The sequence below is a fragment of the Caballeronia sp. SL1002 genome (genome assembly GCF_057814995.1).
The window spans coordinates 2,394,379-2,419,442 of record NZ_JBYMUW010000002.1 but is presented as its reverse complement, the minus strand read 5'-3'; the positions used below and the strand labels follow the sequence as shown (position 1 = coordinate 2,419,442).

Here is a 25,064-nt window from a genome sequence, read left to right as displayed (position 1 = left end):
ATAGCGCCGGATTGGCCGCATTTGATGTTGCCGCGCGGGGGTCCGATTTGAGCCTCGGATCAGCCCGCCTCCCCCCTCCGCGCCCTCGAAACTCGCGGGTCAAAAACCGTTTGCGGCTATAATTCAAGGCTTTGCAAGCGTCGACAGATTATTGTAGGAAGAGTGCCATGCCGATCTACGCGTACCGCTGCGAGTCCTGCGGCTTCGGAAAAGACGTGCTCCAGAAGCTCAGTGACGCGCCGCTCAAACAATGTCCCGAGTGCGGGAAAGAAACCTTCGCCAAGCAGGTGACGGCCGCCGGATTCCAGCTGAAAGGCTCCGGCTGGTACGTGACCGACTTCCGCGGCGGCAATGGCGCCAAGCCTGGCAGCGCGGCGCCGGCGGCGGGCGCGGCCACGGGCGACGCCGCGAAATCCGATGCACCGGCTTCTGGCGCATCGGAAAGCAGCACGAAAAGCGAATCGTCGGGTGCATCGGCGGAATCGTCGAAATCGGGCGGCGCCGCGTCCACGCCTAGTTCCACGCCCGCGTCTTCGTCGGGCGCGGCCTGAGGCGCGAGACCGCGAGCCGCTCGATCTGTCCGATCGCACGCACGAAGATGACCGTCCGCGGGTTGGCGGACGGCGAACCAGCCAAACCGCGGCGACGCGGGGCGGCCTTCCGGCTGTGTAAATGACGACCAAAAAGACTACGTTGAAATCCGTGTTTCTGACCGGCCTGCTGGTGCTGGTGCCGCTCGCCATCACGTTGTGGGTGCTCGGCCTCGTGATCGGAACCATGGACCAAACGCTGTTGCTGCTTCCCGAATCCTGGCAGCCCGAGCGCGCGTTCGGCTTCCGGCTGCCGGGTCTCGGCGCGCTGCTCACGCTCGCGTTCATTTTTGTCGTCGGTTTGTTGACGCAGAATTTCGTCGGACAAAAGCTGGTGGAATGGTGGGACTGGGTCGTGCGGCACATTCCCGTCGTCGGTCCGCTGTACACCAGCGTGAAACAGGTGTCCGACACGCTGCTTTCGAGCAGTGGCAACGCGTTCCGCAAGGCGCTTCTGATCCGCTATCCGCACTCGGGCTCCTACACGATCGGTTTTCTGACAGGCGTACCCGGCGGCGACGTCGTGAATCACCTGACCGAAGACCACGTGAGCGTCTATGTGCCGACAACGCCGAATCCCACCTCGGGCTTTTTCCTGATGGTGCCGAAGAGCGAAGTCATCGAGCTCGACATGACCGTCGATGCTGCCCTGAAGTACATCGTCTCGATGGGCGTCGTCGCCCCGGCCGCGCCTGCCGCGCCGCTGGCCCCGCGCCGTCCCGTCGAGCCGCCGCTGTAATGCCGGAGCGCGGCGCGAACCACGCGCCGCGCTCCGTTGATCAATGAATAACGAAAGAAACAACATCATGTCGATGCGATCTGAATACTGCGGTCTCGTGACCGAAGCCCTGCTGGGCCAATCCGTTTCGCTGTGCGGGTGGGTCCATCGCCGCCGCGATCACGGCGGCGTTATCTTCGTCGACCTGCGCGATCGCGAAGGTCTGGTTCAGGTCGTCTGCGATCCGGACCGCGCCGACATGTTCAAGGTTGCCGAGGGCGTGCGCAACGAATTCTGCGTGCAGGTGAAGGGCGTCGTGCGCAGCCGCCCGGAAGGCACGGCGAACGCCGGCCTGACGAGCGGCAAGATCGAAGTGCTGTGTCACGAACTGACCGTGCTGAACGCATCGGTCACGCCGCCGTTCCAGCTCGACGACGACAACCTCTCGGAAACCACGCGCCTCACGCATCGCGTGCTCGACCTGCGCCGTCCGCAGATGCAGCAGAACCTGCGTCTGCGTTATCGCGTGGCGATCGAAGTGCGTAAGTACCTGGACGCGCAGGGTTTTATCGATATCGAAACGCCGATGCTCACGAAGAGCACGCCGGAAGGCGCGCGCGACTATCTCGTGCCGTCGCGCACGAACCCGGGCCAGTTCTTCGCGCTGCCGCAGTCGCCGCAACTGTTCAAGCAGTTGCTGATGGTCGCGAATTTCGACCGTTACTACCAGATTGTGAAGTGCTTCCGCGACGAAGATCTGCGCGCCGACCGTCAGCCGGAATTCACGCAGATCGACTGCGAAACGTCGTTCATGACCGAGCAGGAAATCCGCGATCTGTTCGAAGCGATGATCCGCCACGTGTTCAGCGTGACGATCGGCGTGTCGCTGGATGAAAAATTCCCGGTCATGCTGTATTCGGAAGCGATGCGCCGTTTCGGTTCGGACAAGCCGGACTTGCGCGTGAAGCTCGAATTCACCGACCTGACCGACGCCGTTCGCGATGTCGATTTCAAGGTGTTCAGCACGCCGGCCAACTCGAAGGACGGCCGTGTCGCGGCGCTGCGCGTGCCGAAGGGCGGCGAACTGTCGCGTGGCGATATCGACGGTTACACGGAATTCGTGCGCATTTACGGCGCGAAGGGTCTCGCGTGGATCAAGGTGAACGACATCGCGAAGGGCCGCGACGGCCTGCAGAGTCCGATCGTGAAGAACCTGCACGACGCGTCCATCACGGCGATCATCGAGCGCACCGGCGCTCAGAACGGCGACATCATTTTCTTCGCGGCGGATCGCGCGAAGGTGGTGAACGATAGCCTCGGCGCGCTGCGTCTGAAGATCGGCCATTCGGAATTCGGCCGCAACAACGGGCTGTTCGAGAAGGGCTGGAAGCCGCTGTGGGTGACGGATTTCCCGATGTTCGAATACGACGAGGAAGACAACCGCTACGTGGCCGCGCACCATCCGTTCACGAGCCCGAAGGACGAGCATCTCGAATATCTCGAAACCGATCCGGCCCGTTGCCTCGCGAAAGCGTACGACATGGTGCTGAACGGCTGGGAAATCGGCGGTGGATCGGTGCGGATTTATCAGGAAGACGTGCAGAGCAAGGTGTTCCGCGCGCTCAAGATCAACGCGGAAGAAGCGCGTCTCAAGTTCGGCTTCCTGCTCGACGCGCTGCAGTACGGCGCGCCGCCGCACGGCGGTATCGCGTTTGGTCTGGACCGCATCGTCACGATGATGGCCGGCGCCGATTCGATCCGCGACGTGATCGCGTTCCCGAAGACGCAGCGCGCGCAGGATCTGCTCACGCAAGCGCCGAGCGAAGTGGACGAGCGCCAGTTGAAGGAACTGCACATTCGTCTGCGTCAGCCGGAGCAGAAACCGCAGTAATGCTGTCCGAGTAACAAAACGAAAAGGCGCCGTGTGCGCCTTTTTCGTTTTTTGAGTTACATTCGTCGGCCAGTCTCGAAAAAGTTGCGCGCCGTGCCGACCATGATCAAGCCGTCGAAAATTCCCGAATCCGTTCTCGTCGTCATCCACACGCCGGAACTGGACGTGCTCGTAATCGAGCGCGCCGATTACCCCGGCTTCTGGCAATCGGTGACGGGCTCGAAGGACCGGCTCGACGAACCGCTCGCGCTCACGGCCGCGCGCGAGGTGGCCGAGGAAACCGGCATTGTCGTGGGCGAGGGTCTCGTGCCGGAGAACGCGTTGCTCGACTGGCATCATCGGATCGAATACGAAATCTATCCGCAGTGGCGGCATCGTTATGCCGAGGGCGTGACGCGCAATGTCGAACATCAGTTCAGTCTGCTCGTGCCGCACTGTCTCGAAGTCACGCTCGCACCGCGCGAACACACCGCGCATTTGTGGCTGCCGTTGCGCGAGGCGGCCAACCGGTGCTTTTCGTCGTCCAATCGCGAGGCTATTTTGCAGTTGCCCGAGCGCCTCGCCGCGCATAGCCGATGATCGGGTTCACGCAGAAACGCCGTTTCGCACGCCTGAAACATCTGTTCTTTTCCGGACGCCGCCCATTGCGGCTCTGTTTCACGGTCGGCAACGAGGTTCGGCTGTTCAAATGCGGCGTCGAATTTTTCCCGGCGCTGATCGAGCGGATCGACGAGGCGCTGCGCGACGTCACGCTGGAAACCTACATTTTCGCCAATGACGATATCGGCCGCGCGGTCTCGGCGGCCCTGACGCGCGCGGCGGAGCGCGGCGTGCGCGTGCGCGTAATTACCGACGGCATCGGGACCGATCGCAAGCTGCCGCTCTTTGCGCAGTGGGAAGAGGCGCGCGTCGAGCATCGCATTTACAACCCGCATTTGTTCGGCGCGCTGGGGTTTTCGCGCACGCATCGCAAGCTCGCGGTGATCGACGACACCTACGCGTTTTGCGGCGGCGTGAATATCGTCGACGATTTCGAGCAGGAAGGCGTTCATCTCGACCACGCGCGCTGGGACTTCGCGCTGGAAGTGAAAGGCCCGGTGGTCGCCGACGTGCGCGAGGCGTTCGATCTGCAGTGGCAGCGCATCCGGCTCGGCGTGAAGCCGCACACGCCGCGTCCGCCGAACTGCGAGCCGGGCGACGCATCCGCGCCTCAGTCGATGCCCGAACCGATGCGCGAGGCGACGCGCCGTTCGGCGCGTGCGCGTCGGCGCGCGCGCGCGGGCGATATCCACGCGGTCGATCGTCCGTGTGTCGCGTTCGTCGCGCGCGACAATCTGCTGAACCGGCGCGCGATCGAAAAGGCGTATCTCGCCGCCATCGCTCACGCCGAGCGCGAGGTGCTGCTCGCGAATCCGTACTTCATGCCGGGTCGAAAGTTGCGGCGCGCGCTCGTGCATGCCGCGCGGCGCGGTGTGCGCGTGAGTCTCGTGATTGGCCGCAAGGAATTCGTCGCGCTCGACTACGCGACGCCGTTTCTGTATCGCAACTTGCTGAAATACGGCGTGCGGATCGCGGAGTACGAAAAGACGATGCTGCACGGAAAGGTCGCCGTGGTCGATTCCAACTGGGCGACCGTCGGTTCGTCGAACCTCGATGCGCTGAGCCTCGTGCTGAACAACGAGGCGAACCTCGTGCTCGTCAATCACCAGGAAATCGGCGCGCTACACGACGCGATCCTGAAAGCATTCGACGAAGCGCGCGCCATCGACGAAAAACGCTACGCCGCGCGTCCGCTCGGTGAGCGTTTGCTTAATTGGCTCGCCTACAACACGTACCGCACGATGATGAAAATGCTGACCATCGGTCGGTACGACTAACGGGCTGCTCGTCTGCACGTACCGCCGACAAAAAGTGAACCCGGGCAGGCACTAACAGGCAGGCCGGACACAAACAGCCACAATGAACGCCGAACTCGGATTTGTCTTATCGACTAGCGCGTTTATTAGAAACTCGTTTCTAATAAAGCGCTTGTCTCAATAACGGCTGGCACCAATAATAGTACGGCCGTTCGATTTTATGCGGTCACACAAGAACGGTAGAAGATCATGCGAAAAGGCGAGCAGACGCGCGTTGCAATTCTCGATGCGGCACTGGACCTGGCAAGCCGCGACGGAATGGAAGGGCTGACAATCGGCTTGCTGGCCGAGCGGATGCAGATGAGCAAGAGCGGCGTTTTCGCGCATTTCGGTTCGCGCGAAGATTTGCAGGTGGAAGTGGTGCGGGAATATCACCGTCGTTTCGAAGACGAAGTGTTTTTCCCGAGCCTGCGCGAAGCGCGCGGCTTGCCGCGGTTGCGCTCGATGATGGCGCGCTGGATGGAAAAGCGGATTCAGGAAGTGACGACGGGCTGCATCTACATCAGCGGCGCGGTCGAGTACGACGATCGCGCGGCGAGCCCGGTGCGCGAGCAGCTCGTGCACAGCGTGACGGTCTGGCGCGCGGCGCTGACCCGCGCGATCAATCAGGCGAAGGATGAGGGGCATCTGCGCCCGGATACCGATCCCGCGCTGATGTTGTTTGAACTGTATAGCTTCACGCTCGGTCTGCATCACGATGCGCGCTTCCTGCACTTGCCGGAGGCCGTGCAACTGACGCGGGACGCGCTGGAAAAAACGATAGTTTCGTATCAAACCGATAACCGGTAGCGCGACGCACGAAAATCGACGAATTTCGGCGGCGCTCCCGGATTGATTTCCTGAACACTTGGAGAGACACATGGGACAGTACGCCGCGCCGCTGCGTGACATGCAATTCGTTTTGCACGAAGTGCTTAATGTCGAAGCGGAACTGAAGAACATGCCGAAGCATGCCGACCTCGACGCCGAGACCATCAATCAGGTGCTCGAAGAAGCGGGCAAGTTCTGTTCCGAAGTCATCTTCCCGCTGAACCAGAGCGGCGACCAGGAAGGCTGCACCTACGAGGGCGACGGCGTCGTTCGCACGCCGAAGGGCTTCAAGGAGGCGTATCGGCAATACGTCGAGGCGGGCTGGCCCGCGCTCGGCTGCGATCCCGAATTCGGCGGCCAGGGTCTGCCCGCGTTCGTGAACAACGCGCTCTACGAAATGCTCAACTCGTCGAATCAGGCGTGGACGATGTATCCCGGTCTCTCGCACGGCGCGTACGAATGCCTGCACGCGCACGGCACGCCCGAGCAGCAGAAGGTGTTTTTGTCGAAGCTGGTCTCGGGCGTCTGGACCGGCACGATGTGCCTGACCGAGCCGCATTGCGGCACCGACCTCGGCATGCTGCGCAGCAAGGCCGAACCGAACAGCGACGGTTCCTACTCCATCAGCGGCACGAAGATCTTCATCTCCAGCGGCGAACACGACATGGCCGAGAACATCGTCCATCTGGTGCTCGCGCGTCTGCCGGGCGCACCGAACGGCACGAAGGGCATCTCGCTCTTCATCGTGCCGAAGTTCGTGCCGACCGAAGCCGGCGAACCGGGCGAGCGCAACGGCGTGAAGTGCGGCTCGATCGAGCACAAGATGGGCATTCACGGCAATTCGACCTGCGTCATCAATCTCGACGACGCCCGAGGCTGGCTCGTCGGTGAAGCGAACAAGGGCTTGAACGCCATGTTCGTGATGATGAACGCGGCGCGTCTTGGCGTCGGCATGCAGGGTCTCGGCCTGACGGAAGTGGCTTATCAGAATTCGCTGCAGTACGCGAAGGATCGCCTGCAGATGCGCTCGCTGACCGGCCCGAAAGCGCCGGAAAAGGCGGCCGATCCGATCATCGTGCATCCGGACGTGCGCCGCATGCTGCTCACGCAAAAAGCCTACGCCGAAGGTGGCCGCGCGTTCGCATACTGGGCGGCGCTCAATATCGACCGCGAACTGTCGCACGCGGATGAAACCGTGCGCCGCGATTCCGCCGATTTCGTCGCGCTGCTCACGCCGGTCATCAAGGCGTTCCTCACGGACAACGCGTTCGAAGGCACGAACATGGGCATGCAGATCTACGGCGGCCACGGGTTTATCGCCGAGTGGGGCATGGAGCAGTACGTGCGCGACGCGCGCATCAACATGATCTACGAAGGCACGAACTCCATTCAGGCGCTCGATCTGCTCGGCCGCAAGATTCTCGGCGACATGGGCGCGAAGCTGAAGAAGTTCGGCAAGCTGGTGTCGGATTTCGTCGAAGCGGAAGGCGTGAAGCCGGAAATGCAGGAGTTCATCAACCCGCTCGCGGATATCGGCGACAAGGTGCAGAAGCTCACGATGGAAATCGGCATGAAGGCGATGGCGAATCCCGATGAAGTCGGCGCGGCCGCTGTACCTTATCTGCGTACCGTCGGGCATCTGGTGTTCTCGTACTTCTGGGCGCGCATGGCGCGTATCGCGTTGGACAAAGAAGCCGAAGGCGACCCGTTCTACAAGGCGAAGCTCGCCACCGCGCGCTTCTACTTCGCGAAGCTGCTGCCTGAAACGGCATCGACGATCCGCGCCGCGCGCGCTGGATCGAAGACGCTGATGGAATACGACGAAGCTTTGTTCTAAGCCTCAACTACCGCGCGCTGTGTATCCCTGCAAATTCCGCGGATACGCAGCGCGTCGTCATCTCAAGCCGCTTCGTGCGAAGCGCACCGAATACCACACTCCCGGAGGCAAAACGTGAGCAATCTGAAAATCGCCAAGGTGGCCGTACTCGGCGCCGGCGTGATGGGCGCGCAGATCGCGGCGCACCTGATCAACGCCCGCGTGCCGGTCCTGCTGTTCGACCTGCCCGCGAAGGAAGGCCCGAAAAACGGCATCGCGCTGAAGGCGATCGAGAACCTCAAAAAGCTGTCGCCCGCGCCCTTCGGCGTGAAGGAAGACGCGCAGTACATCACGCCCGCGAATTACGAAGACGACATCGAGAAGCTCAAGGAATGCGATCTCGTGATCGAAGCGATCGCCGAGCGGATGGACTGGAAGCACGACTTGTACAAGAAGGTCTCGCCGTTTATCGCGGAAAACGCGATTTTCGCGACCAACACGTCGGGTCTGTCGATCACGGAACTGTCGAACGGTTTCTCCGATGAACTGAAAGCGCGCTTTTGCGGCGTTCACTTCTTCAACCCGCCGCGCTACATGCATCTGGTCGAGTTGATCCCGACCGTGTCCACGCGTCCCGAAATTCTCGATCAGCTCGAAACGTTCTTGACGAGCGTGGTCGGCAAGGGCGTCGTGCGCGCGAAGGACACGCCGAACTTCATCGCGAATCGTGTCGGCGTTTTCTCGATTCTCGCGGTGATCGCGGAAGCGCAGAAATTCGGCCTGCGTTTCGACGAAGTGGACGACCTGACCGGCGCGCGCCTCGGCCGCGCGAAGTCGGCGACCTTCCGTACGGCGGACGTGGTCGGCCTCGACACGATGGCGCACGTCATCAAAACAATGCAGGACAACCTCGTCGACGACCCGTTCTTCTCCGTGTACGAAACGCCCGCCGTGCTCGCCGGACTGGTGAAGCAGGGCGCGCTGGGTCAAAAGACCGGCGCCGGTTTCTACAAGAAGGAAGGCAAAGCCATCAAGGTGCTCGATCCGAAAACGGGCGGCTACGTGGATGGCGGCGCGAAAGCCGACGAACTGATCGGCCGGATTCTGAAGCGTCCGCCAGCGGAGCGTCTCAAGCTGCTGCGCGAATCGGAACATCCTCAGGCGCAGTTCCTGTGGGCGATCTTCCGCGACGTGTTCCATTACATCGGCGTGCATCTGGAATCCATCGCCGACAACGCTCGCGACGTCGATCTGGCGATCCGCTGGGGTTTCGGCTGGAACGAAGGCCCGTTCGAAGGCTGGCAGAACGCTGGCTGGAAGCAGATTGCGACGTGGGTGCAGGAAGACATCGACGCTGGCAAAGCGCTCGCGAACGCGCCGCTGCCGGCGTGGGTGTTCGAAGGCGCGGTCGCCGAAAAGGGCGGCGTGCACACGGCGGAAGGCTCGTGGTCGCCGCAGGCGCAAAAGTTCGCGCCGCGCTCGGACCTGGCCGTCTATGGCAAGCAGGTGTTCCGTGCGCCGCTCGCGGGCGAAACCGTCGATCCGAAAACCTACGGCAAGACGCTGTTCGAGACGGAAGCGGTGCGCGCGTGGGTCGATGATCGCGCGGGCGAGGACGACGTGGTGATCGTGTCGTTCAAGAGCAAGATGAACACGATCGGACCGTCGGTGATCGACGGTCTGACGCAAGCCATCGAACTCGCCGAGAAGGATTACAAGGGCGTGGTGATCTGGCAGCCGACGTCGCTGAAACTCGGCAATCCGGGCGGCGCGTTCTCGGCCGGCGCAAATCTCGAAGAAGCGATGCCCGCGTTCATGATGGGCGGCGCGAAGGGCATCGAGCCGTTCGTCAAGAAATTCCAGCAGGGCATGCTGCGCGTGAAATACGCGAGCGTGCCGGTCGTCGCGGCTGTGTCGGGCATCGCGCTCGGCGGCGGATGCGAACTCGTGCTGCATTCGGCCAAGCGCGTCGCGCATATCGAAAGCTATATCGGGCTGGTGGAAGTGGGCGTCGGTCTCGTGCCGGCGGGCGGCGGCCTGAAGGAAGCGGCATTGCGCGCGGCGGAAGCGGCGAGCGCGGTGAACGCAACCAGCGACCTGCTGAAATTCCTGCAGAAATCGTTCGAAAACGCGGCCATGGCGAAGGTTTCCGCCTCCGCGCTCGACGCCCGCGCGATGGGCTATTTGAAAGCGTCCGACACGATCGTGTTCAACGTGCATGAACTGCTCGACATCGCGAAGAAGGAAGCGCGCGCGTTGTCGGCGGCGGGTTACCGTGCGCCGTTGCGCGTGACGCAAGTGCCGGTCGCGGGCCGCTCGGCCATCGCGACGATCAAGGCGTCGCTCGTCAACATGCGCGACGGCCGCTTTATCAGCGAGCACGATTTCCTGATCGCGAGCCGGATCGCGGAAGCGGTGTGCGGCGGCGATGTGGAAGCGGGCAGCCTCGTGGATGAAGAGTGGCTGCTGAAGCTCGAACGTCAGGCATTCGTCGATCTGCTCGGCACGCCGAAGACGCAGGAACGGATCATGGGCATGTTGCAGACCGGCAAGCCGGTTCGTAACTAACGCGCGCGCAAAACAGGAGTTAAGCATGAGCAAGCAATTGCAGGACGCATACATCGTCGCCGCGAGCCGCACGCCGATCGGCCGGGCGCCGCGTGGCATGTTCAAGAACACGCGGCCGGACGAACTGCTCGTCCACGCTATTCGTTCCGCCGTGGCGCAGGTGCCGGGGCTGGACACGGGGTTGATCGAGGACGCGATCATCGGATGCGCGATTCCCGAAGCCGAACAAGGGCTGAACGTCGCGCGCATGGGCGCGCTGCTCGCCGGCTTGCCGAATACGGTCGGCGGCGTGACGGTGAACCGCTTCTGCGCGTCGGGCGTCACGGCGCTCGCGATGGCGGCGGACCGCATTCGCGTCGGCGAATCGGACGTGATGATCGCGGGCGGCTGCGAATCGATGAGCATGGTGCCGATGATGGGCAACAAGCCGTCGTTGTCGCCGCATATTTTCGACCGCAATGAAGACGTCGGCATTGCCTACGGCATGGGCCTGACCGCCGAGAAGGTGGCCGAGCGCTGGAAGATCAGCCGTGAGGCGCAGGACGCGTTCGCGGTGGAATCGCACCGCCGCGCGCTCGCCGCCCAGCAAGCGGGCGAGTTCAACGACGAAATCGCGCCGTTCATGTTGAACGAGCGTTTCCCCGATCTCGCGACCGGCGAAGTGCGCGTGAACTCGCGCGAAATCCGGCTGGACGAAGGCCCGCGCGCCGATACGTCGATGGAAGGGCTCGCGAAACTGCGCGCCGTATTCGCGGCGAAAGGCTCGGTCACGGCGGGCAATAGCTCGCAGACGTCCGATGGCGCGGGCGCGCTGATCGTCGTGAGCGAGAAGATCCTTAAGCAGTTCAACCTGACGCCGCTCGCGCGTTTCGTGAGCTTCGCGGTGCGCGGCGTGCCGCCGGAAATCATGGGCATCGGTCCGAAGGAAGCGATTCCCGCTGCGCTGAAGGCGGCTGGGCTGAAGCAGGACGATATCGACTGGATCGAACTGAACGAAGCGTTCGCCGCGCAATCGCTGGCGGTGATTCAGGATCTGGGCCTCGATCCGTCGAAGATCAACCCGCTCGGCGGCGCAATTGCACTGGGCCATCCGCTCGGCGCGACCGGCGCGATCCGCGCGGCGACGGTGGTGCACGGCCTGCGCCGCCGTAACCTGAAGTACGGCATGGTGACGATGTGCGTCGGCACCGGCATGGGCGCGGCGGGCATTATCGAGCGGATGTAAGCGTCGGCGCGTGGATTGAAATTGAACGACGGTTCGCGGGCTTTGACTTGCGGACCGTTTTTTACTTTAGGAGACAAGATGGACATTCTCATCGAACGTGCCGACGGCGTGTTGACTATGACGCTCAACCGGCCTGAGAAGAAGAACGCGATCACGGCCGCGATGTATCAGGAGATGGCCGACGCCTTCTTCGAAGCCGAGAAGGACGCGAGCGTGCGCGCGGTGCTGATCCGGGGCGCGGGCGGCGTGTTCAGCGCGGGCAACGATCTCGAGGATTTCGCGAAGTCGCCGCCGTCGTCGCAGGACGCGCCGGTGTTTCAGTTTTTGCGGCGGATCAGCGGCGCGCAGAAGCCGGTGGTGGCGTCGGTTGCGGGCGTCGCGGTGGGGATCGGTACGACGATGCTTTTGCATTGCGATTTGGTCTACGCGTCGCGGAGCGCGAAGTTTTCGCTGCCGTTCGTGCAGTTGGGGTTGTGTCCGGAAGCGGCGTCGAGTCTTTTGTTGCCGCGGATCGCGGGGTATCAGCGGGCGGCCGAGAAGCTGCTCCTCGGCGAGGCGTTCGATGCCGACGAGGCGGCCGGGATGGGCTTCGTGAATCGCGTGATGGATGCGGACGAGGTGGACGCGTTTGCGTTCGCGCAGGCCAGGAAGCTGGCTTCGTTACCGGCGTCGTCGTTGCGGGTCAGCAAGGCGCTGATGAAACACGCCGATGCTGGCGAGGTTGGGCGTCGGATGGACGAGGAGGCCGGGCACTTTTCGCAGATGCTCACTTCGCCCGAGGCTCGGGAGGCTTTTAAGGCGTTTTTTGAGAAGCGAAAGCCGGACTTTCGTCGGTTTGAATGAGGGCGCTGGCGCTGGCGCCGGGGGCGGCTTTAGGGTGGGCGGAGTAAACCGTCTGATGCTCCGGCGCTTTCTGGGAACTTGCTTTCGTGTAGGTTTATTAGCACGCCGCTATGCGCGGCAGCAGTCACTTTCTTTGCTGCTGCAAAGAAAGTAACCAAAGAAAGCAGCTTATCCGGCTAAGTGTCCACCACGAATAACGTTGGGGATAGGCGCGCAAGCTGATTCGGTTAGCGCGCGTTCATTGGTATTGGCACAGCATGTCAGTTCCATCCTCGCTGCGCTCGGAAGACGGGCACAGCTCACAACCAGCGGTCGGTTTCGTTTTGCGGTTATGCCGTTCCGGCAGGCACTTCGTGCCTGCCGGGATGAATGACCGGTTCCACTCTGTTGTGTGGTGCGATGGCCGAATCAGCTTGCGCACCACTCCGGGAAACCGTTCGTGGTGGACACTTAGACGGACTAGCTGCTTTCTTTGGTTACTTTCTTTGCAGCAGCAAAGAAAGTGACTGCTGCCGCGCACAGCGGCGTGCTTATAAACCTACACGAAAGCAAGTTCTCAAAAAGCACAGGCAAACAAAAGCAAAAGCGCCAGCAAAACCAACACCGCCGTCCCAGCCGCGTGCATCGCTAATGAACGCACACGAAAGCGCGTTCCCAGCTAGCACAGGCAAACGAAATCCAAAGCGCCAGCAAACCAACTAGTCCACTTCATACTCCACAAACCCATTCTCCCGAGCAAAACTAACAAGCCGCAAATGGGCAGCCCGAGCGATAGAAATAGCCAGCGACGTAGGAGCGGAAATCGTCACGAGCATCGGCACGCCGACTCGCGCCGCCTTCCGTACAAGTTCATAACTCGCGCGGCTGGATAAAAACACAAACCCCTGCGTGGTATCGACGCGTTGCAGGACCAAATGTCCAATCAGCTTGTCGAGCGCGTTATGCCGCCCGACATCCTCGAACGCGTAGCGAACCGCGCCGCTCGCATCGCACCACGCCGCGGCGTGCAGCCCGCCCGTCAGCTTCGTCAACTGCTGATGCGCGGGCAATTCGCGCGATGCCCGCGCAATCGCGTCCGGCGCGAGGGACGCCAAAAAGCCCGTATCGGGTACGCGTTCCGGCTGCAAATCCAGCAACTCGATACTCTCGATACCGCACACGCCGCATCCCGTCCGCCCGGCCAATGCGCGCCGCTTATCCTTCAACGCGACAAAAGCCTGCTGCACGACCTCCAGATGCACCTCCGCGTGCGGCAGCGCGCCGTCGCGGAAAAACACCTCGATATCATGAATGTCGCTGCCACGTTCCACGATGCCTTCGGTGAGCGAAAAGCCCACCGCGAAGTCTTCGAGGTCGCGCGGCGTGCACATCATCACCGCATGCGAAATGCCGTTGTAGACGAGCGCGACCGGCCATTCCTGGCCGACGCTGTCGTCAGTCACGGTGCTCGCGCCCTCGCGATGGCGTCGTACCGGCCGCGCAAGATAACCCGGCTGGTCGTCGGTTTCGAGTTGGTCCACGTTTCGTTCCTGAAAACTAATCACACGATGAATCGGGCATAAGGTTTGCTGCTTTCTGGTGCAACACGTATATTTTGCCGTTCCAGGCCCCTACAATAACCGAAGCTGCCGACGCACGCGCGCCACGTCCAACGCCCGCCGCGTGCTCGCTTTCACCGCTAACGAGGCTACCGTCATGGGACTTTACGACGCTGCGCGTCTGTTCGAATTCGAAGTGGAATCGTCCGAAAACCTGCGTTTCATCCCGCTCGCCGTGCGCTATAACCTCGACCGCTTCGGCATGCGCATCTCGCTCGAACAATGGCAGATGCTGCCGCACGACGACCGCGTTCTGCTCGCGCGTTTTCCGGTCGAAAACGATCGCGAGATCGAGCCGAACTTCGATCGCGCGCTGATCGAAATGCTGAAAACGCATCTGAATACCGAACCCGAACAGTTTCCCGCCGATACCGACCCGATCTGGGCGCACACGGACGCCGTCCCCGAAAGCGTGATCCGCCAGAGCAGCTTGCAGGGACTCGGCGCGCCGAGTCTCTCGCGCTGGGGCGAGCTCGATTCGTTCAAACGCTACGCGCTTGCCAAACTGTCGCGCAAGAACGAGGTCAATCACGACTTCCTGCCCGCGATGCGCGAATTCGGCCTGGCCGACTAGTTAGGAGGCGAAGGCGGTAACGTTAGGCGGCAACTTGGGCGGCATCCTAGGCGGCAACTTCGGCGGCAGATTAGGCGGCAAATTTGGGCATCAGTTTAGGCGGCAACCCAGGCGACGACCTAGGCCATAACCCAGGCGGCAACCAAGCCACCCACCAAGCCACCCACCAAGCCACCCACCAAGCCACCCACCAAGCCCGCTCGCCGAGCGGGCCTGCCTGCATCAACCGATCCGCGCATCTCCCGGTGCAAATCCCAAGCGCCGGAAAAAATACCCCCGCGCATGGCTAAAGTTCGCCCGCTCGCTGCCGTTATCCGGTTGTCGGCGCGTGGACGCTCAATCCGCGCGCCGTCTGCCTCGCCTCTGATTCGAGCGGCGAGCGTCTAGCCGTCTTTCGCTCCCGCCTTTCGGATCACGCTCGCATACATGATTTATTTCATCTCCCGGCGGCTGCTCGTTCATATCGCCGTCGTTCTCGTCGCGATCGGCGCGAACGCGTTCGTGGCCTACGGACAAATCACCGATCAGCGCGCCGCCGACGGGCGCACGCTGCGCTCGATGAGCCAGATGCGCGATCTCGACGCTTATCGCGGATCGCTCGGCGAAGCGCTGACGGCGCTCAGCCGCTATGAGGCCGCCGGTACCGTCGAAGCGGCGTCCGCGCGCGCTGCACGAACCGCCCATGTCGACGCGCTGGAAAGCCGCCTGCGCGCGCAGTTCGCGCCCGAAGCCGGCATGACGGCCGCGTTCGAGCGCGTGGCACAACGCGGCCGTCAGATGCAGGCCGCCGCCGCGCGCGCCTTCGCCCGCGTGGGCGCGGCAGCGCCGGACGCGCCGCGCGATTGGGTCGATGCGGCGTTCGTCGAGTTGGGCGAAGATCAGCAGGCGCTCGATGCCGAAATCGCCGAGGTCCGCGCGCGCAGCGACCGCGGCTTAAGCGAATCGCTCGCGCAATCCGCGCAGGCGTCGGGCCGCGCGATGCTCATGCTGATCGCGACGATGCTGCTCGGCAGCGCCGTGCTGATCTACACGTTCGCCACGCACGAACGCTCGGCGCGCGGCAAGCTGCGCATCGCGCGCGCGAAGCACCTCAGCAACGAGCGCTTTCGCGGTCTCTTCGACGCGCATCCGGTGCCGATGTGGATCGTCGATGGCGTGACGCTGCGGTTTATCGCGGTGAATCCGGCGGCGATCGAGCATTACGGCTTCAGCGAGCCGGAATTCCTCGATTTGACTTTGCACGACCTGCACGCCGCCGACGACTTCGACCGGCTGGCGGCGCGGCTCGCGCGGGGCGTCGGCGAGACACAAGGTGCGCAACGCTCGGCGGGCGTGTGGCGGCAGCGCTGCAAGGACGGCGCGCAGATCAGCGTGGATATGTCGTATCACGGGCTCGATTATTCGGGACGTCCGGGCATCTTCATGCTCGCGAACGACGTCACCGACCGGATCAACGCCGAAGCCGAAGCGCGGCGCTCGAACCAGATGCTGGAATCGGTCATCGACAATATTCCGCAGCGCGTGTTCTGGAAGGATCGCGAGTCGCGTTATCTCGGCTGCAACACGGCGTTCGCCCGCGACGCCGGTCTTGCCTACAACGAACAGGTGGTCGGCAAGACCGACCATGATCTGCCGTGGCGGCGTTCGGCCGAAATGCTGCGCGCCGACGACGAAGACGTGATCGTGTCGAGCGTGCCGAAAATGAACTGCGAGCACGATGTCATGGTGAACGAAGACCTGCGCACGGTCGTCACCAGCAAGCTGCCGCTGATGGACGGCGAAGGGCAGATTATCGGCGTGCTCGGCTCGTATCACGACGTGACCGAGCGCAAGCGCGCCGAACTCGCGCTGCTGCTCCAGAGCCGCGCGCTCGACGCCAGCGTGAACGCCATTCTGATCACCGGCGCGACCGGCGGCGGCAACGTGATCGAGTATGCGAATCCGGCGTTCAAGCGCATTACGGGCTACGAGCCGAGCGAGGTGATCGGCCGCGATTGCCGCTTCCTGCAAGGCGACGACCGCGAGCAGGACGGACTTGAGTCGATCCGCCGCGGCCTCGCGGCGAATACCGAAGTGAGCGCCGTGCTGCGCAATTATCGCAAGGACGGCGCGCTGTTCTGGAATCAGCTTTTCGTCGCGCCCGTACCGAACGTGCAGGGCCAGACGACGCACCATATCGGCGTGATCAACGATGTAACGGACCTGATCCGCTATCAGGAGCAGCTCGAATATCAGGCGAATTACGACGGATTGACGCGTCTGCCGAACCGCAATCTGCTGCGCGACCGACTTCAGCATGCGATCGAAACGGCGCGGCGGCGCGAGACGCGGCTGGCGGTGGTGTTCATCGACCTCGACGGGTTCAAGAATGTGAACGACAGTCTCGGCCACAGCGTCGGCGACCGCTTGCTCGCGGTCGTCGCGGAACGGCTGTTGCGCTGCGCGCGGGCAAGCGATACGGTCGCGCGCCATGGCGGCGACGAATTCGTGATCGTGCTGCCCGACATGGCCGACGAGCAACCGTTGATCGCGTGGATGGAGCGCGTGCGCGCGGCGATTTCCGAGCCGGTACTGCTCGACGGCACGGAGCTTTACGTGGGTTGCAGCATGGGCGCGAGCCTGTTTCCGCAAGACGGCGACGACGCGGAAACCGTGATGAAGAAGGCCGATCTCGCGATGTATCGGGCGAAGGACATGGGCCGCAACACGTTCCAGTTCTTCCAGCCGGAGATGAACGCGAGCGTCGGCGCGCGGATGAACGTCGAGCGGCGTCTCAGGCGCGCGCTGCGCGACAGCGAATTCCTGCTGCATTACCAGCCGCAGGTGGACCTGGCGACGGGCAGGATCGTCGGCGTGGAAGCGCTCGTCCGCTGGCTCGATCCCGAGCACGGGCTCGTTTCGCCGGACGCGTTCATTCCGGTCGCGGAAGAGTGCGGCCTGATCGGACCGATTTCGGAGTGGGTGCTGCGCGAGGCGTGCCGTCAGAACAAGGCATGGCAGGACGCCGGGCTGCCGCCTGCGCGTGTCTCGGTGAATCTTTCGGCGCGGCAGTTCCAGCAGCGCGATATCGCGTCGCTCGTGATGTCGGTGCTGGCGGAAACCGGCCTCGCGCCGGAGTTTCTGGAACTCGAACTGACGGAAAGCGCGATCATGCGCAACGCCGAGGAAGCCGCGACGATGCTCGCGGAACTGGCGGCGCTCGGGATCGGCATCGCGATCGACGACTTCGGCACCGGTTATTCGAGCCTCAGCTATCTGAAGCGGTTTCCGGTGCACCGGCTGAAGATCGACCGCTCGTTCGTCGCGGATATCGGCGCGTCGGGCGACGACGAAACCATTACGTCGGCCATCATCGCGCTCGCGCATTCACTGGAATTGCAGGTGATTGCGGAGGGCGTGGAAACGTCGGCGCAACTGGATTTCCTGCGCGCCCGCGACTGCGACGAAATGCAGGGCTTCTTCTTCTCGCGTCCGATGCCGCGCGACGCGATCCCCGGGCTGCTCGAGCACGGGATTCTGCTCAACTAAGGCTTGGGACGGCGTTCAGTCGAGCGAGGGCAACGCGCGCGGACGGCGGTCGCTGTCGGTTGCCACGTAGGTCAGCGTGGCTTCCGTCACCTTCACCACGTCTTCGCTCAGGCTCATGCGCTGCGCCCAGACTTCGACGGCAACCGTTACCGACGTGTTGCCCGTCTTCACGATATCCGTATAAAAACTCAGCAGATCGCCGACAAACACCGGCTGCTTGAAGATGAACGAATTCACTGCGATGGTCGCGACGCGGCCGTTCGCGCGCCGGCTCGCCGGGATCGAACCGGCGATATCGACTTGCGCCATGATCCAGCCGCCGAAGACGTCGCCGTGGACGTTGGCATCGGAAGGCTGCGGGACGACGCGCAGCGCGACCGGCTTCTGGGGAAGTTGCAAGTGTTCGTTCATGGGGATTCCAGTTAATGAGGCGGGCGACCGCTGCGGGCGACCGGCTCCCGGCGGCGCGGTCAGCGGCGCGCCGGGCCTTCTGCGACAATGCACGGATAACGATGTCCCGCGCTCGCGGCATTGATTCCGCCGCGCGCGAAGGAAGCCGCGTGGGAACATCGAATTGTACGGGAAAGCACGCATTTTCGATGTGCGCCCGCCCCGCGATACCACGCCGCCGCGCGCCGTTCATGCCCGCGCGCGGACCTATGCAGAACACGAATTCATGCGCCGCAATTCCAATGCCGAACCGGCTCCCGTAGCTCAAGGACCGCGCAACGACTGGCAGACCATCCGCTCGCTGCTGCCTTATCTCACGACCTACAAATGGCGCGTGACCTTCGCGCTGACGTGCCTGATCGGCGCGAAGGTGGCGAACCTGGGCGTGCCGATCGTGATGAAGAAGATCGTCGACAGCCTTTCCTCCGTGCAGCATCTGACCGCGCTCGGACGCGCGCAGGATTCGGCGGCGCTCGTCTTGATCGGCGGCGTGGGGCTGCTCGTGGTCGCCTACGCGGTCGTGCGTCTTTCCACTTCGCTTTTCACCGAACTGCGCGAAATCCTCTTCGCCAAGGTGACGGAAAGCGCCGTGCGCCAGCTCGCGCTCAAGGTGTTCCGCCATCTGCACGCGCTTTCGCTGCGGTTTCATCTGGAACGGCAGACGGGCGGCATGTCGCGCGATATCGAACGGGGCACGCGCGGCATCCAGCAACTCGTTTCGTATTCGCTCTACAGCATCCTGCCGACGCTCGTCGAAGTCGGGCTCGTGCTCGGCTTTCTCGTGACGAAGTACGAGGCGTATTACGCGGTCGTCACGCTGATCGCGCTCGTCACTTATATCGTGTTCACGGTGAAGGTGACGGAGTGGCGCACGCACTATCGCCGCACGATGAACGAGCTGGATTCGAAGGCGAATTCGCGCGCGATCGACTCGCTGCTGAACTACGAGACGGTCAAGTATTTCGGCAATGAGGAGTGGGAAGCGCAGCGCTACGACGAAAACCTGCGGCGCTACCGGGCGGCGGCGATCACGTCGCAACGCTCGCTTTCGATGCTCAATTTCGGCCAGCAGGCGATTATCGGCACCGGGCTCGTGTTCATTCTCTGGCGCGCGACGCACGGCGTGATGGCCGGGCGTCTTACACTCGGCGATCTCGTGCTCATCAACACGTTCATGTTGCAGCTCTACATCCCGCTCAATTTTCTCGGCGTGGTGTATCGCGAACTGAAGCAGAGCCTCACCGACATGGACCGCATGTTCACGCTGCTCGGCGCGGGGCGCGAAGTGCCGGACGCGCCCGATGCGCCGGCGCTCGTCGTGCGCGGCGCGGCGGTGCGCTTCGAGAACGTCAGCTTTTCCTACGAAGCCGCGCGCTCGATCCTGCATCGCGTCGATTTCACGATTCCCGCGGGGACGACGACGGCGGTGGTCGGCCATAGTGGTTCGGGCAAATCGACGCTCGGCCGGCTGCTTTTCCGCTTCTACGATCTCGACCGGGCGAACGGCGGGCGCATCTCGATCGACGGGCAGGATATTCGCGACGTCACGCAGGATTCGCTGCGGGCGGCGATCGGCATCGTGCCGCAGGACACGGTGCTCTTCAACGATTCGATCTACTACAACATCGCGTATGGCCGGCCGACGGCCACGCGCGATGAAGTGATCGCAGCGGCGCGCGCCGCGCATATTCATACGTTTATCGAAGGGCTTCCGGCGGGTTACGACACGCCGGTCGGCGAGCGCGGGCTGAAGCTCTCGGGCGGCGAGAAGCAGCGCGTCGCGATCGCGCGGACGCTTTTGAAGGATCCGCCGCTCCTGATCTTCGACGAAGCCACGTCCGCGCTCGATTCGAAGTCCGAGCGCGCGATCCAGCACGAACTCGATCTCATCGCACGGGAGCGGACGACGCTTATCATCGCGCACCGGTTGTCGACGGTCGTGCACGCGCAGCAGATTATCGTGATGGATCATGGGCGGATTGTCGAGCGTGGTACGCACGCTGAATTGCTGCGGGCGGGGGGACTCTTTTCGCAGATGTGGGCGTTGCAGCAGGAACGCGCCGCTGAGCCGGAGGCGGTCGGTGGGCCTGGCGGCTGAGTAAGCCGACGGGTTTGGTTTTGCTGGCGCTTTTGCTTGGGTTTCTTGGGCGCTTGTTGCGAACTTGTTTTCGTCTACGTTCACTAGCTCTGGCCCTGTCCAGAGCGGCCGTTGTGGATCTGCTGGCGCTTTTTGCTTTTGTTTGCATGCGCTTCTCGAGAACTTGCTTTCGTGTAGGTCCATTAGCTCGCCGCTGTGCGCGGCAGCAGTCACTTTCTTTGCTGCTGCAAAGAAAGTAACCAAAGAAAGCAGCTTATCCGCCTAAGTGTCCACCACGAATAACCGCACGGATAGGCGCGCAAGCTGATTCGGCTAACTCGCAGTTATTGGTATTGGCACAGCGCCTGTCAGTTCCATCCTCGCTGCGCGAGGACGACGGGCATAACAAAAAACCGGCGGTTTGGTTTGCTTTGGTTTTCTTCGGTTATGCCTTACCGGCAGGCACTTTGTGCCTGCGGGGATGAATGAGCGGCTCCACTCTGTGGTGTGGTGCGATGGCCGAATCAGCTTGCGCACCACTCCCGGAAACCGTTCGTGGTGGACACTTAGACGGACTAGCTGCTTTCTTTGGTTACTTTCTTTGCAGCAGCAAAGAAAGTGACTGCTGCCGCGCATAGCGGCGTGCTAATAGACCTACATGAAGGCAAGTTTCCAAGAAGCGCAAGCCGACAAAAGCAGAGAGCGCCAGCGAATCCAAACCGGAGCTCCCCGAAACCACAGGCGCACAAAAGCAAAAAGCGCCAGCAAACCAAAGCCCGTCCGCCCTGCACAGGGCAGAGCTAAGAGACCGACACGAACGCACGTTCCCAGAAACCGCAAGGCAACCCCGTCCCGGACACCCAACCCCGCGCCATCGCGCCCAGCTAAAATACGACCTCCCGCGACGCTCGCCCACGTCCGCCGCGCCAATGCAAGCACGAGGTCCGCATGGAACTGAAATGGCTCGAAGACTTCGTCTCGCTGGCTGAGACTCGCAGCTTCAGCCGGTCCGCCGAACTGCGGCACATCACCCAGCCCGCGTTTTCGCGGCGCATCCAGGCGCTGGAAGCGTGGCTCGGCACCGAGCTCATCGACCGTTCGGTCTATCCGACGCGGCTCACGCAAGCGGGACAAGTGTTCTACGAACAGGCGCTCGCGATGCTCTCGCAATTCCACGAAGCCCGCACGCTCTTGCGCGGACAAGGCGGCGCGCCCGCCGCGACGATCGAATTCGCGGTGCCGCACACGCTTTCGCTCACCTATTTCCCGCGCTGGCTGCAGCATATCGAGGCGCGGCTCGGGCGGATTCATACCCGCCTGCGCGCGCTGAACGTGCACGACGCGGTGTTGTCGCTGGTGGAAGGCGGCTGCGATCTCGTGATGGGCTATCACCATCCAAGCCATCCGGTCGCGCTCGATCCCGCGCGCTACGACATGCTCACGCTCGGCACCGAGCCGATCAGCCCGTTCTCAGCGCCTGGCAAAGGCGGACGTCCGCGCTATACGTTGCCCGCCAGCGCCGATGCCCCCGCGCCGTATCTGTCTTACACGCCGAACGCGTATCTCGGACGCATGACCGAGGTGATCATCGCGACCGCGCCGACGCGCCTTCATCTCGACAAAGTGTACGAAACCGACATGGCCGAAGGCCTGAAAGCGATGACGCTCGCGGGCCACGGCGTCGCCTTCCTGCCCCACAGCGCGGTCGAGGATGCCGTCGAGCAAGGCCAGTTGATCCGGCTCGATCGCGCGACCCGTGGCACGCCCGCCGGCCAGTTCACGCTCACCATGGAAATTCGACTGTATCGCGACAAACTTGCGTCGCAGGGCGACGACCCGCGCCAGGCGCTGATGCGCGCATTATGGGAAGCCGTCGGCGAGGAACTGGCGCGCGAACGGGCGATTGAGTAAATGTTTTGATGGTTATGCGCGAAACGCATAACGGGATAGCGAAACGGCATTGGATTTCGCGATGCGGTTTTTCGACAATGTTTATACCGACCAACCGCTGGAGCGTAGATGTCATCCCCGAAGCAGGAAACGCCGTCTTCCCCGTCGCAATCCGCCCTCGTCAAGCACGCCATTCCCTCGTATCTCGACGCCAACGATCTCGGACCGTGGGGCAACTATCTCCAGCAGGTCGATCGCGTCGCGCCGTATCTTGGCCCGCTGTCGCGCTGGATCGAGACGCTCAAACGCCCGAAACGGATTTTGATCGTCGATTGCCCGATCGAACTCGATAATGGCACGGTCGCGCACTTCGAAGGCTATCGCGTGCAGCACAACACGTCGCGCGGACCGGGCAAGGGCGGCGTGCGTTATCACCAGGATGTGACGCTCTCGGAAGTGATGGCGCTGTCGGCGTGGATGTCGGTGAAGAACGCGGCGGTCAACGTTCCGTACGGCGGCGCGAAAGGCGGTATCCGCGTCGATCCGCGCACGTTGTCGCGCGGCGAACTCGAACGGCTCACGCGCCGCTACACGAGCGAAATCGGCATCATCATCGGACCGAACACCGACATTCCCGCGCCGGACGTGAACACGAACGAGCAGATCATGGCGTGGATGATGGACACGTACTCCATGAATCAGGGCCAGACGGCCACCGGCGTCGTGACCGGCAAGCCGATCTCGCTCGGCGGATCGCTCGGACGCAAGGAAGCGACGGGACGCGGTGTGTTCGTCGTGGGCACGGAAGCGGCGCGGCGCACGGGCTTCGAGATCGAAGGCGCGCGGATCGCGGTGCAGGGCTTCGGCAACGTCGGCGGGATCGCGGCGCGGCTCTTTCAGGAAGCGGGCGCGAAGGTCGTCGCCGTGCAGGATCACAGCGGCTCGCTGCATAAATCGTCGGGTATCGACGCGGTCGCGCTGCTCGAACACGTCGCCCAGCATGGCGGCGTGGGCGGTTTCCCCGGCGCGGAACCTATCGCGACCGATGAATTCTGGACCGTCGAAAGCGACATCCTGATTCCCGCCGCGCTGGAAGGGCAGATTACCGAGAAAAACGCGCACAAGATCCGCACGAAAATCGTCGTGGAAGGCGCGAACGGCCCGACCACGACCGCCGCCGACGACATTCTCCACGACAAGGGCATTCTCGTGATTCCCGACGTGGTGGCGAACGCGGGCGGCGTGACCGTGTCGTATTTCGAGTGGGTGCAGGACTTCTCCAGCTTCTTCTGGACCGAGGACGAGATCAACCAGCGTCTGGAACGCGTGATGCGCGAGGCATTCGCCGCCGTCTGGCAGGTGGCGAGCGAGCACAAGGTGTCGGTGCGAACGGCTGCGTTTATCGTCGCGTGTTCGCGGATTCTGATGGCGCGTGAAATGCGCGGGCTGTATCCGTGACCGGACCGGCAGCCGTCTGAAACGCGGGCGTCATCCTTTGGGGTGACGCCCGCGTTTTTGTATGAAAACACCGTTAGAATGCACGCCGTGCGGGGTTCGCGCGGGGGGCGTCTCAAAAAAGCCAAAGTGTGGTTAACAATCATTCTTTCAAATTAATTACCCTGCTAAACTTGCCCCGTTTTCGCCAAGGAGATCCAACAATGATGGTTAAAAAAGCTGCGCTGCTGCTGGCCGCACTGGGTGTTTTCGCCACCGCCGCTCAAGCACAAGACGCCGGTACGCTGAAGAAGATCAAGGACACGGGCGTGATTTCGCTGGGGCATCGCGAATCGTCCATCCCGTTTTCGTACTACGACGATAAACAGCAGGTTATCGGCTACTCGCACGAATTCGCGCTGAAGGTGGTGGAAGCCGTCAAGCAGAAGCTCGCGCTGTCGGACCTGAAGGTCAAGCTCACGCCGGTGACGTCGCAAAACCGCATTCCGCTCGTGCAGAACGGCACGGTCGATCTCGAATGCGGCTCGACCACGAATAACGCCGAGCGTCAGCAACAAGTGGCGTTCTCGAACACGATTTTCGTGATCGGCACGCGCCTGATGACCAAAAAGGATTCGGGCGTGAAGGACTGGGCGGATCTGAAAGGCAAGACCGTCGTGACGACGGCCGGCACGACGTCCGAGCGCCTGCTTCGCAAGATGAATCAGGACAAGAGCATGGGCATGAACATCATCAGCGCGAAGGATCACGGCGAGTCGTTCCTGACGCTGTCGACCGGCCGCGCGGTCGCGTTCATGATGGACGACGCGTTGCTCGCCGGCGAGCGTGCGAAGTCGAACAATCCGAACGACTTCGTGATTGTCGGCGCGCCGCAATCGCATGAGGCTTACGGCTGCATGCTGCGCAAGAACGATCCGGAATTCAAGAAGGTCGTGGACGACGCCATCGCCAAGGTCGAAACCTCGGGCGACGCGGACAAGATCTACAAGAAGTGGTTCGAAAGCGCGATTCCGCCGAAGGGTTTGAACCTCAACTTCCCGGAAAGCGACGACATCAAGGCGCTCTACAAGAGCCCGAATGACAAGGCAATCGACTAATCTGGTTCGGGTTTGAGT

General features: G+C 62.6%; 18 protein-coding genes. 16 read left to right on the top strand and 2 right to left on the bottom strand.

Annotated elements, in window-relative coordinates; genetic code table 11:
- Nucleotides 1–167 precede the first annotated feature (167 nt).
- The 10 genes from AC3D25_RS13620 (at nt 168) to AC3D25_RS13575 (ending at nt 12,377) form a co-directional block, all read left to right on the top strand.
- Entirely contained in the window at nt 168–551 is a 384-nt protein-coding gene (locus AC3D25_RS13620) for an FmdB family zinc ribbon protein (RefSeq protein ID WP_488888897.1), read from the top strand.
- Nucleotides 552–672: 121 nt separating this feature from the next.
- Nucleotides 673–1,329 carry a DUF502 domain-containing protein gene (locus tag AC3D25_RS13615; RefSeq protein WP_488888896.1) on the top strand — a complete coding sequence of 219 codons (657 nt, stop codon included), beginning with the start codon at nt 673–675 and terminating at the stop codon, nt 1,327–1,329.
- Between the two features lie 67 nt (nt 1,330–1,396).
- Nucleotides 1,397–3,199, top strand: coding sequence for an aspartate--tRNA ligase (aspS, locus tag AC3D25_RS13610; RefSeq protein ID WP_488888895.1), 1,803 nt, complete (start codon nt 1,397–1,399; stop codon nt 3,197–3,199).
- 102 nt (nt 3,200–3,301) lie between these two features.
- Nucleotides 3,302–3,778 carry a dihydroneopterin triphosphate diphosphatase gene (nudB, locus tag AC3D25_RS13605; RefSeq protein WP_488889693.1) on the top strand — a complete coding sequence of 159 codons (477 nt, stop codon included), beginning with the start codon at nt 3,302–3,304 and terminating at the stop codon, nt 3,776–3,778.
- Nucleotides 3,775–5,076 carry a cardiolipin synthase ClsB gene (clsB, locus tag AC3D25_RS13600; protein WP_488888894.1) on the top strand — a complete coding sequence of 434 codons (1,302 nt, stop codon included), beginning with the start codon at nt 3,775–3,777 and terminating at the stop codon, nt 5,074–5,076. The genes nudB and clsB overlap by 4 nt, the downstream gene beginning before the upstream one ends.
- A gap of 228 nt (nt 5,077–5,304) precedes the next feature.
- On the top strand, nt 5,305–5,904 hold the full coding sequence (locus AC3D25_RS13595) for a TetR/AcrR family transcriptional regulator (protein ID WP_488888893.1): 600 nt from the start codon (nt 5,305–5,307) through the stop codon (nt 5,902–5,904).
- Between the two features lie 70 nt (nt 5,905–5,974).
- On the top strand, nt 5,975–7,762 hold the full coding sequence (locus AC3D25_RS13590) for an acyl-CoA dehydrogenase C-terminal domain-containing protein (protein ID WP_488888892.1): 1,788 nt from the start codon (nt 5,975–5,977) through the stop codon (nt 7,760–7,762).
- Nucleotides 7,763–7,876: 114 nt separating this feature from the next.
- Nucleotides 7,877–10,309: a 3-hydroxyacyl-CoA dehydrogenase/enoyl-CoA hydratase family protein gene (locus tag AC3D25_RS13585; protein ID WP_488888891.1), complete on the top strand. Its 2,433-nt coding sequence runs from the start codon at nt 7,877–7,879 to the stop codon at nt 10,307–10,309.
- 25 nt (nt 10,310–10,334) lie between these two features.
- Nucleotides 10,335–11,534 carry an acetyl-CoA C-acyltransferase gene (locus AC3D25_RS13580; RefSeq protein WP_488888890.1) on the top strand — a complete coding sequence of 400 codons (1,200 nt, stop codon included), beginning with the start codon at nt 10,335–10,337 and terminating at the stop codon, nt 11,532–11,534.
- A gap of 78 nt (nt 11,535–11,612) precedes the next feature.
- Nucleotides 11,613–12,377, top strand: a complete 765-nt coding sequence (locus AC3D25_RS13575; protein ID WP_488888889.1) for an enoyl-CoA hydratase — start codon at nt 11,613–11,615, stop codon at nt 12,375–12,377.
- A 698-nt stretch (nt 12,378–13,075) separates the two neighbouring features.
- Here the strand turns inward: AC3D25_RS13575 and fdhD are convergent.
- The gene (gene fdhD / locus AC3D25_RS13570) at nt 13,076–13,897 is read right to left on the bottom strand and encodes a formate dehydrogenase accessory sulfurtransferase FdhD (protein WP_488888888.1); all 822 of its coding nucleotides are present in this window, start codon (nt 13,895–13,897) and stop codon (nt 13,076–13,078) included.
- 175 nt (nt 13,898–14,072) lie between these two features.
- Between fdhD and AC3D25_RS13565 the strand changes: the two genes are divergently transcribed.
- Together AC3D25_RS13565 and AC3D25_RS13560 are read left to right on the top strand one after the other, a co-directional pair.
- Nucleotides 14,073–14,549: a nitrate reductase associated protein gene (locus AC3D25_RS13565; RefSeq protein ID WP_488888887.1), complete on the top strand. Its 477-nt coding sequence runs from the start codon at nt 14,073–14,075 to the stop codon at nt 14,547–14,549.
- A 426-nt stretch (nt 14,550–14,975) separates the two neighbouring features.
- Nucleotides 14,976–18,077, top strand: a complete 3,102-nt coding sequence (locus tag AC3D25_RS13560; protein WP_488888886.1) for a sensor domain-containing protein — start codon at nt 14,976–14,978, stop codon at nt 18,075–18,077.
- Between the two features lie 15 nt (nt 18,078–18,092).
- Here AC3D25_RS13560 and AC3D25_RS13555 read toward each other — a convergent pair whose 3' ends face one another.
- Entirely contained in the window at nt 18,093–18,488 is a 396-nt protein-coding gene (locus AC3D25_RS13555) for an acyl-CoA thioesterase (RefSeq protein ID WP_488888885.1), read from the bottom strand.
- 265 nt (nt 18,489–18,753) lie between these two features.
- On the opposite strand from AC3D25_RS13555, the gene AC3D25_RS13550 reads away from it, so the two are divergent.
- The 4 genes from AC3D25_RS13550 to AC3D25_RS13535 all read left to right on the top strand — a co-directional run bounded on the left by AC3D25_RS13550 (nt 18,754) and on the right by AC3D25_RS13535 (nt 25,046).
- Nucleotides 18,754–20,625, top strand: a complete 1,872-nt coding sequence (locus AC3D25_RS13550; RefSeq protein ID WP_488889692.1) for an ABCB family ABC transporter ATP-binding protein/permease — start codon at nt 18,754–18,756, stop codon at nt 20,623–20,625.
- 927 nt (nt 20,626–21,552) lie between these two features.
- On the top strand, nt 21,553–22,515 hold the full coding sequence (locus AC3D25_RS13545; protein WP_488888884.1) for a LysR family transcriptional regulator: 963 nt from the start codon (nt 21,553–21,555) through the stop codon (nt 22,513–22,515).
- A 108-nt stretch (nt 22,516–22,623) separates the two neighbouring features.
- The gene (locus tag AC3D25_RS13540) at nt 22,624–23,952 is read left to right on the top strand and encodes a Glu/Leu/Phe/Val family dehydrogenase (protein ID WP_488888883.1); all 1,329 of its coding nucleotides are present in this window, start codon (nt 22,624–22,626) and stop codon (nt 23,950–23,952) included.
- 200 nt (nt 23,953–24,152) lie between these two features.
- Complete coding sequence (locus tag AC3D25_RS13535; protein ID WP_488888882.1) at nt 24,153–25,046, top strand: glutamate/aspartate ABC transporter substrate-binding protein; 894 nt, start codon at nt 24,153–24,155, stop codon at nt 25,044–25,046.
- Nucleotides 25,047–25,064: the final 18 nt, after the last annotated feature.